The 15,600-nt window shown below is 59.7% G+C and carries 16 protein-coding genes; 6 read left to right on the top strand and 10 right to left on the bottom strand.

The features are described from left to right. The first annotated feature begins 32 nt into the window (after positions 1–32). Positions 33–728 (top strand): glutamine amidotransferase, encoded by a 696-nt coding sequence (locus JYG36_RS09410; RefSeq protein WP_213603660.1) that lies wholly within the window; start codon positions 33–35, stop codon positions 726–728. A 27-nt stretch (positions 729–755) separates the two neighbouring features. Here JYG36_RS09410 and JYG36_RS09415 read toward each other — a convergent pair whose 3' ends face one another. The 3 genes from JYG36_RS09415 to dusA all read right to left on the bottom strand — a co-directional run bounded on the left by JYG36_RS09415 (position 756) and on the right by dusA (position 4,870). Further along, a complete protein-coding gene (locus JYG36_RS09415) occupies positions 756–2,648 on the bottom strand; it encodes an alkaline phosphatase D family protein (protein ID WP_213604372.1) in 1,893 nt (630 codons plus the stop codon). 159 nt (positions 2,649–2,807) lie between these two features. After that, positions 2,808–3,734: a transaldolase gene (gene tal / locus JYG36_RS09420; RefSeq protein WP_213603661.1), complete on the bottom strand. Its 927-nt coding sequence runs from the start codon at positions 3,732–3,734 to the stop codon at positions 2,808–2,810. Positions 3,735–3,859: 125 nt separating this feature from the next. Then, positions 3,860–4,870 carry a tRNA dihydrouridine(20/20a) synthase DusA gene (gene dusA / locus JYG36_RS09425; protein ID WP_213603662.1) on the bottom strand — a complete coding sequence of 337 codons (1,011 nt, stop codon included), beginning with the start codon at positions 4,868–4,870 and terminating at the stop codon, positions 3,860–3,862. Positions 4,871–4,973: 103 nt separating this feature from the next. On the opposite strand from dusA, the gene JYG36_RS09430 reads away from it, so the two are divergent. Beyond that, positions 4,974–6,098 carry a tyrosine-type recombinase/integrase gene (locus JYG36_RS09430; protein ID WP_213603663.1) on the top strand — a complete coding sequence of 375 codons (1,125 nt, stop codon included), beginning with the start codon at positions 4,974–4,976 and terminating at the stop codon, positions 6,096–6,098. 1 nt (position 6,099) lies between these two features. Here the strand turns inward: JYG36_RS09430 and JYG36_RS09435 are convergent, their stop codons facing one another. From JYG36_RS09435 to JYG36_RS09465, 7 genes are all read right to left on the bottom strand, one after another. Then, positions 6,100–6,375, bottom strand: coding sequence for a pyocin activator PrtN family protein (locus JYG36_RS09435; protein WP_213603664.1), 276 nt, complete (start codon positions 6,373–6,375; stop codon positions 6,100–6,102). Then, positions 6,372–6,839, bottom strand: a complete 468-nt coding sequence (locus JYG36_RS09440) for a hypothetical protein (RefSeq protein WP_213603666.1) — start codon at positions 6,837–6,839, stop codon at positions 6,372–6,374. Before JYG36_RS09440 ends, JYG36_RS09435 begins: the two co-directional genes overlap by 4 nt. Before the next feature lie 667 nt (positions 6,840–7,506). Then, positions 7,507–9,336 carry a DNA cytosine methyltransferase gene (locus JYG36_RS09445; RefSeq protein WP_213603668.1) on the bottom strand — a complete coding sequence of 610 codons (1,830 nt, stop codon included), beginning with the start codon at positions 9,334–9,336 and terminating at the stop codon, positions 7,507–7,509. After that, positions 9,333–9,830 carry a hypothetical protein gene (locus JYG36_RS09450; RefSeq protein ID WP_213603671.1) on the bottom strand — a complete coding sequence of 166 codons (498 nt, stop codon included), beginning with the start codon at positions 9,828–9,830 and terminating at the stop codon, positions 9,333–9,335. The genes JYG36_RS09445 and JYG36_RS09450 overlap by 4 nt, the downstream gene beginning before the upstream one ends. 93 nt (positions 9,831–9,923) lie before the next feature. Next, complete coding sequence (locus tag JYG36_RS09455; protein WP_213603673.1) at positions 9,924–10,163, bottom strand: pyocin activator PrtN family protein; 240 nt, start codon at positions 10,161–10,163, stop codon at positions 9,924–9,926. Continuing rightward, positions 10,156–10,668 (bottom strand): hypothetical protein, encoded by a 513-nt coding sequence (locus tag JYG36_RS09460; protein ID WP_213603675.1) that lies wholly within the window; start codon positions 10,666–10,668, stop codon positions 10,156–10,158. The genes JYG36_RS09455 and JYG36_RS09460 overlap by 8 nt, the downstream gene beginning before the upstream one ends. Before the next feature lie 257 nt (positions 10,669–10,925). Then, positions 10,926–11,558, bottom strand: coding sequence for a LexA family protein (locus JYG36_RS09465; RefSeq protein ID WP_249744436.1), 633 nt, complete (start codon positions 11,556–11,558; stop codon positions 10,926–10,928). 124 nt (positions 11,559–11,682) lie between these two features. On the opposite strand from JYG36_RS09465, the gene JYG36_RS09470 reads away from it, so the two are divergent. From JYG36_RS09470 to JYG36_RS09485, 4 genes are all read left to right on the top strand, one after another. After that, positions 11,683–11,877, top strand: coding sequence for a helix-turn-helix domain-containing protein (locus JYG36_RS09470; protein WP_213603680.1), 195 nt, complete (start codon positions 11,683–11,685; stop codon positions 11,875–11,877). 226 nt (positions 11,878–12,103) lie between these two features. Next, positions 12,104–12,592: a phage regulatory CII family protein gene (locus JYG36_RS09475; RefSeq protein WP_213603682.1), complete on the top strand. Its 489-nt coding sequence runs from the start codon at positions 12,104–12,106 to the stop codon at positions 12,590–12,592. Positions 12,593–12,644: 52 nt separating this feature from the next. Further along, positions 12,645–12,797 (top strand): TraR/DksA C4-type zinc finger protein, encoded by a 153-nt coding sequence (locus JYG36_RS09480; RefSeq protein ID WP_502937514.1) that lies wholly within the window; start codon positions 12,645–12,647, stop codon positions 12,795–12,797. Then, the gene (locus JYG36_RS09485; RefSeq protein ID WP_213603686.1) at positions 12,794–15,562 is read left to right on the top strand and encodes a bifunctional DNA primase/polymerase; all 2,769 of its coding nucleotides are present in this window, start codon (positions 12,794–12,796) and stop codon (positions 15,560–15,562) included. The genes JYG36_RS09480 and JYG36_RS09485 overlap by 4 nt, the downstream gene beginning before the upstream one ends. Positions 15,563–15,600: the final 38 nt, after the last annotated feature.

Raw genomic sequence — 15,600 nt, forward strand, 5'->3', positions numbered from 1 at the left:
CACTTATTAAAATGCACATAGAAGGTTTACCGATGAAAACGCTACTCGCACTGCGTCACCTGTATTTCGAGGATCTTGGCAACCTGGAGCCGGTGTTGGTCGAGCTCGGATATCATGTTCAGTATCTGGATGTCTGCACCACCGAGCTTACCGATATTGATCCGCAGCGAGCCGATCTGGTTGTTGTTCTGGGTGGACCCATCGGCGCCTATGAAGAGGCCAGTTATCCTTTTCTGGTGCAGGAACTTGAGTTAATCCGCTCACGGTTGAAATCCGGCAAGCCACTGTTGGGCATTTGCTTGGGAGCCCAGTTGATTGCTCGGGCTCTCGGGGCAGAGGTCTACCCAATGGCGAGTAAGGAAATCGGCTTCAACAAGGTCAGCCTGACCGCCGCTGGACAGGCATCGGCGCTGGCATCATTGGGTGATGTGCCGGTATTGCATTGGCACGGTGATCAGTTCGACATTCCACCGGGCGCCACGCGTTTGGCTGAAAGCGATTTGTGTACCAACCAGGCCTTTTCAGTGGGAAGCAACGTGCTGGCATTGCAGTTTCACCTGGAGGCCGATCCGGGGAGGATTGAGCAATGGCTAGTGGGGCATGCGGCTGAACTAGCAGCTCAAGGTATTCAGCCAGATGCCATGCGCCAGGAGGCGCTGAAAGTCAGCAGTCAACTTGAGCAGGTGTGCCAGTCGTTCATCCAGGGCTGGGTCAGGCAGCTTGTATGATCAGTAAGGCTGGCGTGGGGGGCGCAGCTAGTCGGGTAGTCGAGCCGGGAACTCGGTTACCGGTGAGCCATCGGCGTTAAGTTGGAATATCCGCGTCGGCTGTCCTGCTTCGTTAAAAAACACCTGGCCAAGCCCCGCGCTGTTCCACAGCCGCTCGCCGGCCTTGCTGTGCGCGGGTGTGCGCGGCATCACCTGCATTTGCCGGCGCTTGGTAAACCAGTTGAGTGGTGAGCGTGGCGAGTACAGCCAGCGGTTGAGGCGGTCGAAGGTGTCCAGCAGGCGCTTGGGGAACTGGTTCTTGATGCCGCTGCTGGTGATCTGCCACAGGTGCGGGGCGCGCTGGCGGTGGCGGATCAGCACCTCATAGACGAACGAGTAGTGCACGTCACCAGAGAGAATCACGTAGTGCCCCGGTGTGCGCGAGTGGCGGAAGATGTTCAGGATCACTTGCGCCGCGCCGCGATGAGCCATCCAGTTTTCGGCATCGACCAATAGCGGATAACCCAGCCAGCTGAATACCCGCTGCACGCTCTCGATCAACTTGACGCCGAAGATCGGCGCCGGCGAGACGATGATCGCCGAAGGATGGTCGAGCAGCGCCTGTTGCAGCTCGCTCAAGGCTTCCCAGTCGAGCAGGCCCGAGGGTTTGTTGAAGTTGCTTTCACTGCGCCAGCGCCGGGTGCGGGTATCGAGCACCAGCAGCGCCGGGCTGCTGGGCAGGACGAACTGCCAGCCCTGAAAGCGCAGTACTTCGTTGATCAGCGCATCCTGCAGCGGCGTGTCGAGGTAGTCATCGGCGTCGGCACTGTGGCTGAAGGCCTGGCAATGCTCCAGTAGCCCGGTAAAGGCATCCGGGTTGTTACCCCAGCCCTGGCACAGCATATAGCCGAGCAGGGCGTTGCCGATGATGCGCTTGGAGAACGGGTGGCCGTAGGCGGTTTCTTCCCATTGCGCCGACAGGTTCCAGTCATCGGTGATGTCGTGGTCATCGAAAATCATCAGGCTCGGCAAATGCGCCAATACCCGCGCCACCCCGCCAAGGCCGCTGGCAAAGCCGTCGATCAGTTGCTGTTCCTGGCGGTAGCGGGCCTGGCGCTCGGCATTGAGGCCGGGTGGCATCTGCACGTCGATCAGGCCCCAGGGCAGCGGGGACCAGACCAGCAGGTACATGGCCATGACTTCGGCGAAGGTCACCAGGTGGTTGTCGGCGTTGCTGCTGGTGAAGATCGGCTTGCGCGTGCCGCCGAAAAAGCGCTCGCGCAGGGTTTCGTTGCTCTCCAGTGCCGGCAGCAGGTCGGCGCGGTGGTAATAGCTGGCCGGGTGCTGGTAGAGCGCGGCGCTGTCATCGACTACCGCACCTTGCAGGTGCTCGCCAAACAGCCCCAGGCGCTCGATCAGCGCATGTATGGCGCGCAGCATGGGCCCGGCGACATCGTCGGCATACACCTGGTCACCGCTCATCATCAGCAGGGCCGGGCGCTGCAATGGCGTGGGGTGTTCCAGCAACAGGCGGTCGGCGCACAACAGGCCGTCGGCCGCCGGGTGGTGGGGTTTGCGGCAGGAGCCGTGGAGCAGGTGCTCAAGGTGCGAGCGCAGGACGAAATTCGGCCGTTGCGCGCCCGGGTAGAGCAGGTGCGGGGCGTAGTCGGCGATGCTCTGGTTGTTGAAGATCAGGTCGTAGTCGATCTGCTCATCACACGGCAGTGGGTGGTCGAGGTGGATGTCGAGCAGGTGGACAAAGGCCTGGCGGCCGATCGGCACAACCTTGCAGTGGATGTCGGCGCAAACGCCTGCGTAGCTCAGTTGCAGTTCAGCTTGCAGCGGCTCGCAGGCTACCAGCCAGAACACGATCCGCGTGGGTTCGAGGCGGCGCAGCAACGGGCCGGCCAGTACCAAGGGCAAAGAAGATGCATCGGTTATCGACAACGGAGAAGGCGCCACAAGATTGGGAGGTCAGGTTGATCCGGGATGCCTGCTATGCATGCAGTACCTGTGGGAGCTGGCTTGCCAGCGATTGCAGACGACGCGAACCGAGTGATGCTCCGCGCAATCTACCTCACTGGCAAACCCAGATTTGTATCAGGCCTTTGCCGCCAACAACGCCTCAAGCTTCTCCTGATCCCGGGCAAACTGGCGAATCCCCTCAGCCAGCTTCTCGGTAGCCATGGCATCTTCGTTCGACGCCCAGCGGAACTGGCTCTCCGTCAACTGCTGGCGCGCCTCGCCGGTTTTGCCAGGCTTGAGGATGCGCGGCAGCTCGCCCTGATCATCGCTCAACTGTTGCAACAGCTCGGGGCTGATGGTCAGGCGGTCACAACCCGCCAGCTGTTCAATCTGGCCGATATTGCGAAAGCTCGCGCCCATGACCACGGTCTTGTAGTCATTGGTCTTGTAGTAGTCATAAATGCGCGTCACCGACTGCACGCCCGGGTCTTCGGCGCCGGCATACTCCTTGCCGGTGGACTTCTTGTACCAGTCGTAGATGCGCCCCACGAACGGCGAAATCAAGAACACGCCGGCGTCGGCGCAAGCCTGGGCCTGGGCGAAGGAGAACAGCAGGGTCAGGTTGGTCTGGATGCCTTCCTTTTCCAGAACCTCGGCGGCGCGGATGCCTTCCCAGGTCGAGGCCAGTTTGATCAGCACCCGGTCACGGCCGATACCGGCCTGGTCGTACAGCGCGATCAACTGCCGGGCCTTGGCCAGCAGCGCCGGTTGGTCGAAGGACAGGCGGGCGTCGACCTCGGTGGAGATACGCCCCGGAATCACCTTGAGAATGCCGGCGCCAACCGCCACGGCAAAGGCGTCACAGGCGAGGCCGACATCGCCCTTGCTGTGCGCGACCGATTGCTGGAGCAGCTCGGCATAGCCAGGCATGGCCGCGGCCTTGAGCAGCAGCGAAGGGTTGGTGGTGGCATCGACCGGTTTCAAGCGGCTGATGGCATCAATATCACCGGTGTCGGCAACCACAGTGGTGAACTGCTTGAGTTGTTCCAGCTTGGAAGTCATGGGCGTGCTCTGTCCTGTGCAATGGATCGACATTACCCGAGCGCTGCCAGCCGCTCAAGGGCTGGCTGGCAGGCGGGGCGAAGGGGATAAGCCTTCGAGTGCCAAAGCGCGCACAGGTTCCGGGGTTAACGCCCCTGCAGCAGCTCGCCGGCCTGGTCGAGCAGGGCCAGTGGGTCCTTGCTCTTGTGGATATCCACCGACAGCAACTGGCGAAACTTGCGCGCCCCCGGGAAGCCTTGGCCAAGGCCGAGAATATGCCGGGTGATGTGATGCATGGCGCCGCCGCAGGCCAGGTGCGCAGCAATATAAGGGCGCAATTTGGCCAGCGCTTCGCTGCGGCTGATCACCGGCGCGCTGCTGCCGAACAACTGCTGGTCAACTTCGGCCAACAGATACGGATTGTGATAAGCCTCGCGCCCGAGCATCACCCCGTCGAAAACCTTCAAGTGCTCCTGGCATTCCGCCAGGGTTTTGATCCCGCCGTTGAGCACCAGCTCAAGGTCCGGGAAGTCGGCCTTCAACTGCGCGGCGACGTCATACCGCAGCGGCGGAATCTCACGGTTCTCCTTCGGCGACAAGCCTTCAAGAATCGCAATACGCGCATGCACGGTAAAACTGCGGCAACCGGCATCACGCACCTGACCGACGAAATCACACAGCTCGGCGTAGCTATCGCGGCCATTGATACCGATGCGGTGCTTGACCGTCACCGGAATCTGCACCGCATCCTGCATCGCCTTCACGCAATCGCCGACCAGCGCCGGATGGCCCATCAGGCAGGCGCCGATCATATTGTTCTGCACCCGATCGCTCGGGCAGCCGACGTTGAGGTTGACCTCGTCATAGCCTGCGGCCTCGGCCAGCTTGGCGCAGGCGGCCAGATCAGCCGGCACACTGCCGCCCAACTGCAGCGCCAGCGGATGCTCGGCCTCGCTATGACGCAGGAAACGCTCGGCATCACCGTGCAGCAAGGCGCCGGTGGTGACCATTTCGGTGTAGAGCAGGGCGTTGCTGGACAGCAGGCGCAGGAAGAACCGGCAGTGGCGGTCAGTCCAATCCATCATAGGCGCAACGCTGAACCGGCGGGACGGCTCATGGCGCGGGTTTACTGGGGTTGATGCGGATTCTAGGGGCATTTTCGGTTACGTATTTTGTACCATTTTTGGACGTTTTAAGGCGTTTTTTGTACCTCGGTGGTACGATGTACCACCGACAATCTCCTTTGTACCACCGGAATCTATGGCAACGATCAGAGCACGAAAAAAGGCCGACGGAACGGTCAGCTACACCGTCCAGATCCGTCTTAAAAACAAGGGTGTCCTAGTCTACCAAGAGTGCCAGACATTCGCCCGCAAGCAGGCTGCCCAGGCGTGGGCAAAGCGACGAGAGACAGAGCTAGCTGAACCTGGTGCGATCGAGCGAGCAAACCGCAAGGGGCACACCGTTCGGGAAATGATTGACCGCTACCTGGTCGAAGGCGCCAAGGTCCGGCCGCTTGGGAAAACCAAGAAGGCTACGTTGCTCGCCATTGCTGCGAGCCACTTCGGAGAGGTAGTGGACTCTGCTATCAACAGCCAGATCCTGGTTGATTACGCTTTGTGGCGCATGAGCCCTGAAGGTGGCGCTGTACAGCCGCAGACGGCTGGCAACGATCTCGCACACCTCGGATCGGTGCTATCGGTGGCTCGGCCTGCTTGGGGGTATGAGGTGGAACCTCACGCCATGAGTGATGCCCGTACCGTGTTGAAGAAGCTCGGGTACAACATGAAAAGCCGTGAGCGTGATCGTCGGCCGGCGATGGTTGAGCTGGACAGGCTGCTTGAGCACTTCTTCGAGATGCAGAAGCGTCGGCCATCGTCTATCAACATGCCAAAGGTGCTTGCCTTCGCCCTGTTCTCGACGCGTCGTCAGGAGGAGATCACGCGAATCCGCTGGGCTGATCTGGATGAAGAGCGGCAGGCAGTGAAGGTTCGGGACATGAAGAACCCGGGGCAGAAGATCGGTAACGATGTCTGGTGCCATTTGCCGGATGAGGCCTGGGCGATTGTCCACAGCATGCCTCGGGAGTGCGATGAGATATTCCCTTACAACAGTGATTCAATCTCGGCCGCATGGACCAGGGCTTGCCAGTTCCTAGAGATCGAGGACCTGCACTTCCACGACTTGCGGCATGAGGGGGTCAGTCGCTTGTTTGAGATGGACTGGGATATTCCGCGAGTGGCGAGTGTTTCGGGTCATAGGGACTGGAACTCACTACGCCGTTATACGCATCTGCGGGGGCGGGGTGATAATTACCGCGATTGGAAGTGGTTAGAGCAAATAAAGAAGGCGCCCGTAGAGTTGGGCGCCCGGATCAAGGCGTAAGTCAGCTGGCTTTCTTGTATCCGTTGAGCTGTGCGCATTCCTTTAATGCGGCTTCTCGTTGTTGGTCCAGATAGAGCGCCAAGTCGGCGATATGAATCCCTTTGGCGCTCTTCTGGCTGGACTCAAGTCGAGTGATGGGGATTTTGATCTGACCAGCCAAGACTTTACGCTCTAACATCTTTACAGTTAGGTGTGTGAAGTAATCGTTGCACACCTGCTCCAGAGGGATGACAGCAAGCCCGTTGTATTGCGCCATCAGTACGAAGGACGTATTCATAAATACCCCCTCTCTAAGGTGTCCTGTCGGTACGCTTCAATTAGTGCCTCACGAACATGCGTGTATTCGCCGGTCTCTGACTCGGTGTGTGGGAATCTTATTTCAGTTGTTTCGGGGTCGCTCCATATAGTGCCTCTCTGATCAAGCCATTCAATAAGTTGACTATCAGAAATACACTTATCCAGATGCATGCCAGGATGGATGTCGTGGTCGGGCGTGCCGCCCTCCGCTTTCGCCAAAGTGTGCTCGACCGTCACATCGGCGGTGGAGTGGCCAGCATGATCGTTGACGAGCTCGGGCTTACAGCCCTCGGCTTCTAGGCGGTGGCGCTCGATCTCTGTGATGAGTTCCAGAACAACCGCTGGCGGTACCGCCATGCCGTAGTCGTTCAGTACCAAACAGTCATACTGATCACGCTTGGCCGCCTCGGCTAGAGTCTTCAGTTTCAGGATGTCGACGCTCATGCCTTGCTCTCCTGCTTGATGATGAACCCAGCCGCTTGGCGGGCCTTTGAGCATTTGTCGTGGCCGCCTGGGCGAGTACGAGACTTGCCGCACACGTCGCAGATCGCCGACATCGCTGGGCGAAGCAGGGACTGCATGCCCCCGGGCGTTCTGGTCTCAGGTTGATAGCTGATAGTCGTATTCACAGTGAATACCTCTCATGAGCGCGGCGGGCTGCAGGGCTCAGCACTAGAGCGGTGGCAGCGTCGGCATTGATAACAGTCGGTAACATGCCTTTAGAGGCGAGCGCACAGGGCACTACCTGGTATAGGGCAGTGAGTGCGGCAACCAGCCCCACTGTCAGTACCACGCTGATGAACTGCCAGATGCGTTCTGGTTTAGGCATTGCGGCGGGCCTCGATCTGCATAAGGACCAGAGCGCGGGCATATGCAAACAGTTGGTCCGCTGATACGGGCTCTATGCGCTGCTCCCCGTTCTGCAGGGCTTCCAGGCGAGTGCGGTAAAGCCCGGCCGGGCCGAGCCACGCGACGGCGTTGTGTTCGGCGTCCGACACTGGACAGTCGTGGTTTTTGGGGCGGGGGCCTTGGTGGTCTCGACCACATTTTCTGCAGTGATGCAGGCCGCCGTCGTAACCTTCGGATGTGTACCAATTGTGGCTATGTGTGCTCATGCGGCCTCCTGCTGGTACAGGTCGATCAGGTCTTTCGCATTGGCGGCGATCAGGTCTTCAGCCTCATCGGGGCAAACACTGTTGCCGATCAGGCGTATCTGGTCAGTGTTCTTGATGGGGCGCCATTCCAGATGGCCAGTTTCTGCGTTCTCGAACAGGCCGCGATCGAGGATGTAGTCAGGGCTGAATCCCTGAGCGAGCTTCAGTTCGGGGGCTTTGAGCATGCGCAGGGTGAAATCGACTAGGGCGTGCTCGCCCAGCAGTATCACGTCGACCGGCTCAGGGAAGTGCTCCGGCAGGTACTTGTGCAGGAAACGGGCGCACTTGTGGGCCTTCTCCATCAACTCGGGAGGTAGGATCGCGGCGGGCACCTGAACTACGGTGACCAATGCCATGCGTTCTTTGGTAGGCAAGGTGTGCATCGGTTCGTACATGCCTTGCCATTGGCCGCCTGTGCCGTAGTACTTCACCAGGTACGCAGAGGCCAGGCGTTGATTGGTGCCGCGCCCAAGAATCGTGCTCAGTGGCGCCTTGGCTGCTCGGCCATCACCCTTGTAGAACCCGCCGTTCGCCTGTTCGAAGTGGCAGGCTACGACCGCGTGGTGGCCGCTGCTGGTGGTAAGGGCATTAACGGGCTGGCCCATCCCGTTGCCGATGGAGCCTTTACGCAGGGTGATCATGGAGGCGGTGACCAAAGCCTGCTCGCCTCGGTTAGCGCCGGTGATCGTGCGGGTTGCCTCGGTAATTGGGTAACCCGAGCGGTCCCCGTGATGGGTCAGGTGGGTGAGGTGTGCTGCGGCCAGAGCGAAGTGGCCGCCCTTGATCTGCGCAACCTGAGTACGCAGCGGCTCGGCGGCACTGAACGTTCGTTGAGTGCTCGCGTTAGCGAACTCAGTGAGACTCGCCGCTGCCAGCTGTTGCTCGTCCAGCTGGAGCACGAAGGGCTGCTCAGCCATGACGGTATGGCGCCAGAAGCCCTTGGCTACGCGGCGGCAGGTGTTGTCCACCAGCGGGCGCTTTCGGGTGAACAGGCTTTTGCCCAGGTCAGTGAAGTCAATGCACTCGGCGGCGGTTCGCCACGGCAGTTGACCCGACTTGGGATTCTCGTGTCGTTTCGGTTTCGTCCACACGATGGGACGGCCATCGGTGCGGCCGATGAGGAACAGACGCTTACGGATGGTGGGTGATCCTGCGTTCGAGGCGCGGCGCTCACGCCACTGCACGTCGCAGCCCAGTCCGCGCACTAAGGCATCCATTGGCACCCACTGGCCGATGCAGTCGATGATCTCGTCCATGTCCGGGTGATCGGCTGCGAGGCCGGTAGTGAGGCAGGCGACAAACGCCTTGAAAGTACGGCCCATTTCCGACTTGATCGGCTTGCCCTGGTCGTCCAATGGGCCCCAGGCCTGGAACTCTTCAACGTTTTCCATCAGGAAAAGGCGTGGGCGGGTCACGTAGACCCAGCGAACCACGACCCAAGGCAGCGAGCGCACGCTCTTACTGCGTGGGGCGCCGCCTTTCGCCTTGCTGAAATGGCGGCAGTCTGGCGATGCCCACAGGATGCCGACAGGTTGACCGCCGGTCGCCTGCAGTGGGTCGACCTCGTAGATGTCGCTGATGTAGTGGCGGGTGTTGCGATGGTTCGCTCGGTGAACTGCGATAGCGATTGGGTTGTGGTTAATGGCCACGTCGGGATCGCGGTAGGCGCGGGCCCCGCCGCTGCTGGCCCCGCCGGCGCCGGCGAACAGATCCACATAAAGCTCGCGCTGGAAGGGCAGGGCGTGCTGCTGTGCTCCCGCCAAACTGATCTGTTGGGCGATAGTCATGCCGCTTCCCCCGTGTCTGTTGGCTTGGCGGGGGTGATACGCAACTGGGCATGTACGCGGGCGGCGAGCTCTTCGATGTAGCGTTGCTGGTCATTAGCGTGCTGGGTCTGAGGGTCGACGTGCAGGGCCTTCCAGGTGCGGCCGGCCAGCTTCAAAGTGTTGGCGGTTTTGGTCAGCAGGTCGTGGTCAGCCCTGGTCACCGGCATGTCGGTGTAGGACATGATCCGGTCTTCAAGCTCTTTGACCCTGCCCTGGAGAGCGGCTTTGATGGTGAGGTGCTTTCGTTGTTCGGCTTCAAGCTGGATGGCGAGCTCGTCTCGCTCGATGCGTATCGACGCGATCCGCTGAGAGTTGATTGCGTCGCGGGTTTCAAGCCCTGCCGCTCTTCCGCTGTCGAATGCGCGAGTCCGGGCTTTTGCGAAAAGGAAAGGCAGGAATGCCAGGGTGAACAGCCAAAGGGCTGCGAGGGCCAGGATGTAGTGTTGCTGTTGCATGTGTTGTGCTCCAGGTGTTGCTCGGCACCAAGCCGTGAAGCCGTGGTGAGGTTCGATGCCGAGCAAGGTGTCCCAACAGGCCGGGACCGCCGTTTACGCCGTTTGCTTCGATTGGGAGTCGAGGAAGTCAGCAAGGTCGTGCAGGTAGACCACGGTTTGCGCTCGTGCCGAGTTATGCACCTTGCTGAGCTTGAGTTTGACCCGGTTGGTCTTGATCAACTCGCGCAGCCGGCGGTCTGTCTTTATGTGCGGGAAGTAGTGCTCTCGCACCGCTGATAGCGTTGGGCAAGGCGTGGTGAACTGCTTGCGCAGCTGGGCCAGCGTGTCAGTCATGGGTGCTCCCCGCCCCCTCTTGGGTGGGCCGGAGCTTGACGCGTACGGATTCTGCAAGATGGTTCTTACATCTGCCGGTGACAGCCGCACAGATTTCGCCTTGTACGTTGGTCACAACGACCCCGAAGGGGCGCTCCGAGTTGGTAGTCGGGGTGATGTAGGCGATCTGATCCCCTTCAAGCACGCCGTTCACGCTGTCGAGTGCTTCCATAAGAGCAAACGCCTGCTGCGACAGTTGCCCAGACTCAGTCCGGCCATTCGCCAGGTCTTGCATAAAGTCCCGCAAGGCGATGTATTTCGCCGAGTCGCCGCGTTGCAGTGTGAGAGAGCCGGTGAGAGGGCCGAAGGTAACTTTCAGCCGATGAGTGCGGTCATCGTTCTCAACGTCGATTCGAGCGTCAATGGACGTCTCAGGTCGGCGCATGGGGCAGGTGGTTGTGCCGCCATTTTCCAGAACGTGCTGAAGCAGCATGACTCGCTTGAGGGGGAGAATGTACTCGCTCATGCGGCACCTCCAGCGGGGATGGCGCGAACGATTCCTGTCGGAGAGACAATCAGTTGGAGCCCGGTGCGACGCTGGAAAGCGTCCACGATAGCAGGGCGAGTGCAGGTGGTTGGATGCAAGTAGACCTTGCATTCACTAGCGATATGTATGGGTTGCATGTCTGGACCTCAGTGGTGAGAGGGGGGTGCGGTCCAGACAATACTCAAACGAATTTATCAGGTCAATACATGTTCGTATTGATCGGTTAGGAGGTTTGGTTAGAAAATCTCCACTTTCGAAATCACCACGCCGCAGATCAGTGCGCTATCAGGTAACTCAATGATTGGGTCGGGCCAGGAGGGATTGAGTGGCTTGAGAAATTGGCGCGTTCCCTCGCAGACGATCTGCTTGAAGGTCGCTTCCCGGCTGTCGGGTAGCTTGGCTATAACAAGTGACCCGTTCTCGTAGTCTTTAGCTGGATCTACAAAGATTATGTCGCCATCCCTGAATGACCGCCGCTCATGGGGGTTGAACATCGAAAGCCCCCTTACTCGTAGCGCGAAGGTACCGCTACTGTGGGATACGGCGCAGGGAAGCCACGTCTCCACATCTTGCAGCTCGAGCACGTCCTGCATCTCGCACCACGCCCCGGCCTGGACCCATGAAATCAGAGGGACAAAGCCGCGAACGCGAGGACCTGGCTCGATGTTGGAGTTAGGTCCAACAGTCATGTCAGGAGCTTCGCCTCCTTTCCAGAGCCACTCGCTGGTAACCCCCAGGGCTTTTGCAAGCTTCTCGACATTCGATTGGCGAGGGCTAGCGGATGTCCCTGTCAGGATCCTGTGGATGGTGGGTTGAGGTACGCCTGAACGCCTACCTAGTTCCCCTTCCGACCAGCCTAGTTCCTGCATTCGCTGGGCTATGCGTTTTCCAATCACGGCTATTGCTCGATTCGTTTGCGTATCGGAATTGTATTGCTCTGGTTAATTCGTTTGGGTATTATCCGCTCAATTCGATAACGCATCGGTGGGTGCAATGACCATTCAAGAGATGCTTCAAAAACTGATTGAGTTGGGATTCTCCCAGCGGGCAATTGCTGAGCGGGTGGGGGTTACCCAGCCGACTATCTATCGCGCAACGAAGGGGGCGGCAGTCCGCTATGAGGTGGGCAAGGCTGTTGAGCAGTTCTACGAAGAGCAAATCAAGATCGCAAATAAGCCCCAAAAGTAAGGAGTGCTGAGCTGGGCCTCTCACCACAAGAACCTCCCAGCTCAGCGTTGACGATGTATTAGCACCGCTACACCCGCCATCCGGTTGCCTCTCACCACAAGAATCACCGGATGACTAGAACGACATGCCGTGTCGCACAACACACTTGAACAGGCACATCGGTCGTGGTCGTAGGATAGGGCTTGCCCAATCCTGTGGCTACACCGTTAATCGAGGTTTAACGGTTATGAGTCGTATTGATCTATTTCCACGTCCAGGCGTGGTCCTCAGGCTTCGGCGGGCGCTCTATCGTGCAGGGCGCGATCCAGAGGGCGGCATTACTTCAGCAGCTTATGAGATGGGCATGGATGTCGATGCTCTGCAGAAAAAGCTCAACCCCAATGAAGAGCGCCGCTGGCTTTCGCCCGATGAGCTAGAAGAGTTTCTGGCATTGAGGCCCGATCCAAGGGTGCTCGACGCGATTTGCAGGGCGGCGGGAGTTGTGTGGTACCGCCCGGAGCCAGTTCCTGCCACAAATGAAGCGCTTAAAGCTGTCGGCAAGCTGCTTGATGAGGCTGGCGAGTTCGTTAGCAGCATGCACGATGGTGCGGCGGACAATATCTGGGAGCTGCATGAGGTGCTGCATCTTGAACAGCGCGGCATGGATGTGATCCGGCAGGTGTTGGCCATCATGGCCGGTGCTCGTCAGGCCATGGAGGACCGCACCAATGGCTAACCATCCAGATCCTCTCGACGTTGCAAACGAGCAGGCCGAGTACTTCCTTCAAATGGCGCTTCAGCGCCATACGCAAAAGCCCAGCAAACCTAGCGCCCAGTTCTGTGAGGATTGCGACGACGCTATTCCGTTGCTGCGTCAGCAATTGGTCGCGGGTTGTGAGACCTGCGTGAGTTGCCAGGAGCTGCGGGAGCGGCGTAGATGAGCGAGCCCAAAGGACATTCGATTGCGGCATGGTCGCGGCGTTATATCGAAACTTTCGGGCTCGCTCTGGTACCCGTTGAACCAGGAGAGAAGGGGCCCAAGGGGGACGCCTGGAACAAGCCCGGTGGTTACTTCACTGATGCCGACGCGGCCGAGGCGTTCTGGGCTGCTCATCCAACCCACAACCTTGGTGTAGTGCTTGGCCCAAGCCAGGTGTGCTCGCTGGACGTTGATGAAGTAGAGATGTCGCGGCAGGTCCTGCAGGAGGCATTCGGGCTGGACCTCGATGCGCTTGCCGCCGCCCATCCCACCACCGTGGGTAACCCTGCGCGTTTTCGCGTTATGTTTCGGGTGCCTACAGGCGTTGAATTGAGTCGTCGCTCGCTCACTTGGCCCAACCAGGCGGACCCGGATGGCTCGATTCTGAAGGCTCTCACCGCTCAGATGGTGGCAGCCAAAAAGGCGGGTGACGCGGGCAGGGTAGCCGCGCTGCGCATGGCTGCAGAGCCCTTCAAACGGACAACCGTGTTCGAACTGCGGGGTGGTGCTGTTCAAGACGTTCTGCCGCCATCCATTCATCCTGGTACTGGCCAGCCGTACACTTGGCGCAATCCACCCCCGCCTGAGGGCATGCCTGAGCTGCCAGCTGAATTGTTGGCAATTTGGCTTGGATGGGATCAACTCAAGGCTCAGGCGCAAGCGGTGTGTCCTTGGGCGCCTAAGCCTGCAGCTGCTCCGGCCCTTCCTGCCTCGAGGCCCCACTTAGCCGCTGAACGTTCTGGAGATCGACTGCCAGAGGTCATTCCCGAGTTCAACCGTTGTCACGACATCGCAACGCTGATCGAGGCCCACGGCTACGAGCGTAGAGGTGACAAGTGGCTGTGCCCGCACAGCAGCAGTGGCGATCCAGGAGTGACCATCATCGATGGCAAGCTCTATTCACATCACAGCTCCGATCCGCTTGCCAATGGCCACAAGAACGACGCTTTCGACGTTTTCTGCATCCTGATGCACGACGGTGACCAGCGGGCAGCGACCAGAGCGGCTGCGAAGGCCCTCGGTTTGGATGTTAAGTCGCGTCCACCAGCCCCACCGCCTCTCGGCGAGCTTCCCCATGCCCCATCGGTAAATGAGCCCGTGAGGCAGCCAGCCGGTGCGGCCACAACTGAACAGGAAGAAGGTGTGGCCCGCGAAGCATTGGATAGCGAGGTAGCCAGCTCGGCCGGCTCCTCAGGCCAAGGGGGCGCGGGGGGTAATGGTTTGGACATCGACGGAGCGATGCGGCGGTTCGCCCTGGTCGAGAGCACCACCAACGTGTGGGACTTCGACAAGGGTAAGCCTATGAAGCGGACCGGTTTCGAGGCCCTGGTTGGCAAGCCGCTCGCGAAGGAATGGATGGAGCGGACCGACAAGAAGTTGATCGCGTCGGAGAAGGTCCAAGAGCTGGACCAGGCGCGGCGTCTGTCGGCCAAAAAAGGCGCAGCGTTGAAGATGGACCCTATTGAACGCTATGTGTACATCGACGGCACAAAGGACGTCTGGGACCGCGAGAAGAAACGGCGCATCGCTGAAGGCGCTGTGAAGATGGCCCTGGGCGAGGAATACAAGTGGTGGTTGAACAGCCAGGATCGTCGGGTGGTGGACGTCGACCATATCGTGTTCGACCCGACCATGCGCAAGGACCCGAATGTTTACATCAATACCTTCGACGGGTTGCCCCTGGAGCCGGTGCGTGATGACGCCGCATGCGAGAACCTGCGATGGTTGATCTCATTCCTCTGCAACCATGACAACAAGGCGCTGGATTGGCTGGTCAAGTGGCTTGCGTATCCGCTGCAGCACATGGGAGCCAAGATGGACACCGCCGTCTTGATGCATTCGATCATGGAGGGTTCCGGCAAGAGTTTGCTGTTTGCTGATGTGTTCGGCCAGCTGTATGGCCAATACGCGGCGACCGTCGGGCAGACGCAGCTGGAGGGCAGCTTCAACGCCTGGCAAAGCCGCAAACTATGGGCGGTGTTCGAAGAAGTCGTCAGCCGGGATCAACGCTACAACCAGGTGGGCAAGATCAAGCACATGATCACCGGTAAGACGGTGCGCATGGAGTCCAAGTTCATCAATGGTTGGGAGGAAGCCAACCATATGAACGCGGTCTTCCTGAGTAACGAGATCATGCCGTGGCCGATCAGCGACGCTGACCGCCGAATGCTGGTTATGTGGCCAATGGAGACGCTGCCGGTCGAACGGCAAAAGGCGATCAGTCATGAACTGGCCAACGGCGGGGTGGCGGCGTTGTATGGCTGGCTGTTGGCTGTAGACCTGGGTGAGTTTGACCAGCGCACGCGTCCGCCTGATACCGAGGCGCGTCAGCGGTTGGTAGCCCTGAGTCGCACGGCCTGGCAAACCTTCCTTTTCCTTTGGCGTACTGGCGAGCTGGGGCATGGCCTATGGGGTTGCTGCCTCACCAGCGATCTGTATGCACTGTTCCTCGAGTGGTGCTCACGCAATAAGGAGCACTCCATGAGTCAGACCAAGTTCTCGCTGATGCTCAGCGCGACGGTGGAGAAGACGCGGGCGATCCCCTGGACCGATGGCAACAACCGGCGTTTCGCCGCGTTCTTCTTTCCCAGTGACGGCGATCCCTCCCTGCCCCCTTCCTTGAAGTCGGCCGAGCTGGGCAAGAACGTCGTCGAGTGGCGTGCTCGGGCAAAGCTCGCCGGCTGGAACGTGGACGCTTGGGAGCACGTCAAGGGGATCGCGGCATGAGTGCGTCAGTAAGTGTGGTGGGTGTGTTGGGTTGGTGT

The sequence above is a fragment of the Pseudomonas sp. SORT22 genome, from assembly GCF_018417635.1.
In the GTDB taxonomy this organism is placed as follows: Bacteria; Pseudomonadota; Gammaproteobacteria; order Pseudomonadales; family Pseudomonadaceae; genus Aquipseudomonas.

Bases quoted from the DNA above. Each gene is read 5' to 3' on its own strand.
- JYG36_RS09470 (WP_213603680.1), top strand. From the start codon at position 11,683: ATGACCATTCAAGAGATGCTTCAAAAACTGATTGAGTTGGGATTCTCC.
- JYG36_RS09455 (WP_213603673.1), bottom strand. From the start codon at position 10,163: ATGACTGACACGCTGGCCCAGCTGCGCAAGCAGTTCACCACGCCTTGC.
- JYG36_RS09410 (WP_213603660.1), top strand. From the start codon at position 33: ATGAAAACGCTACTCGCACTGCGTCACCTGTATTTCGAGGATCTTGGC.
- dusA (WP_213603662.1), bottom strand. From the start codon at position 4,870: ATGCCCCTAGAATCCGCATCAACCCCAGTAAACCCGCGCCATGAGCCG.
- JYG36_RS09475 (WP_213603682.1), top strand. From the start codon at position 12,104: ATGAGTCGTATTGATCTATTTCCACGTCCAGGCGTGGTCCTCAGGCTT.
- JYG36_RS09450 (WP_213603671.1), bottom strand. From the start codon at position 9,830: ATGCAACAGCAACACTACATCCTGGCCCTCGCAGCCCTTTGGCTGTTC.
- JYG36_RS09435 (WP_213603664.1), bottom strand. From the start codon at position 6,375: ATGAATACGTCCTTCGTACTGATGGCGCAATACAACGGGCTTGCTGTC.
- JYG36_RS09460 (WP_213603675.1), bottom strand. From the start codon at position 10,668: ATGAGCGAGTACATTCTCCCCCTCAAGCGAGTCATGCTGCTTCAGCAC.
- JYG36_RS09465 (WP_249744436.1), bottom strand. From the start codon at position 11,558: ATGCAGGAACTAGGCTGGTCGGAAGGGGAACTAGGTAGGCGTTCAGGC.
- JYG36_RS09440 (WP_213603666.1), bottom strand. From the start codon at position 6,839: ATGAGCGTCGACATCCTGAAACTGAAGACTCTAGCCGAGGCGGCCAAG.
- JYG36_RS09430 (WP_213603663.1), top strand. From the start codon at position 4,974: ATGGCAACGATCAGAGCACGAAAAAAGGCCGACGGAACGGTCAGCTAC.
- tal (WP_213603661.1), bottom strand. From the start codon at position 3,734: ATGACTTCCAAGCTGGAACAACTCAAGCAGTTCACCACTGTGGTTGCC.
- JYG36_RS09485 (WP_213603686.1), top strand. From the start codon at position 12,794: ATGAGCGAGCCCAAAGGACATTCGATTGCGGCATGGTCGCGGCGTTAT.
- JYG36_RS09445 (WP_213603668.1), bottom strand. From the start codon at position 9,336: ATGACTATCGCCCAACAGATCAGTTTGGCGGGAGCACAGCAGCACGCC.
- JYG36_RS09480 (WP_502937514.1), top strand. From the start codon at position 12,645: ATGGCGCTTCAGCGCCATACGCAAAAGCCCAGCAAACCTAGCGCCCAG.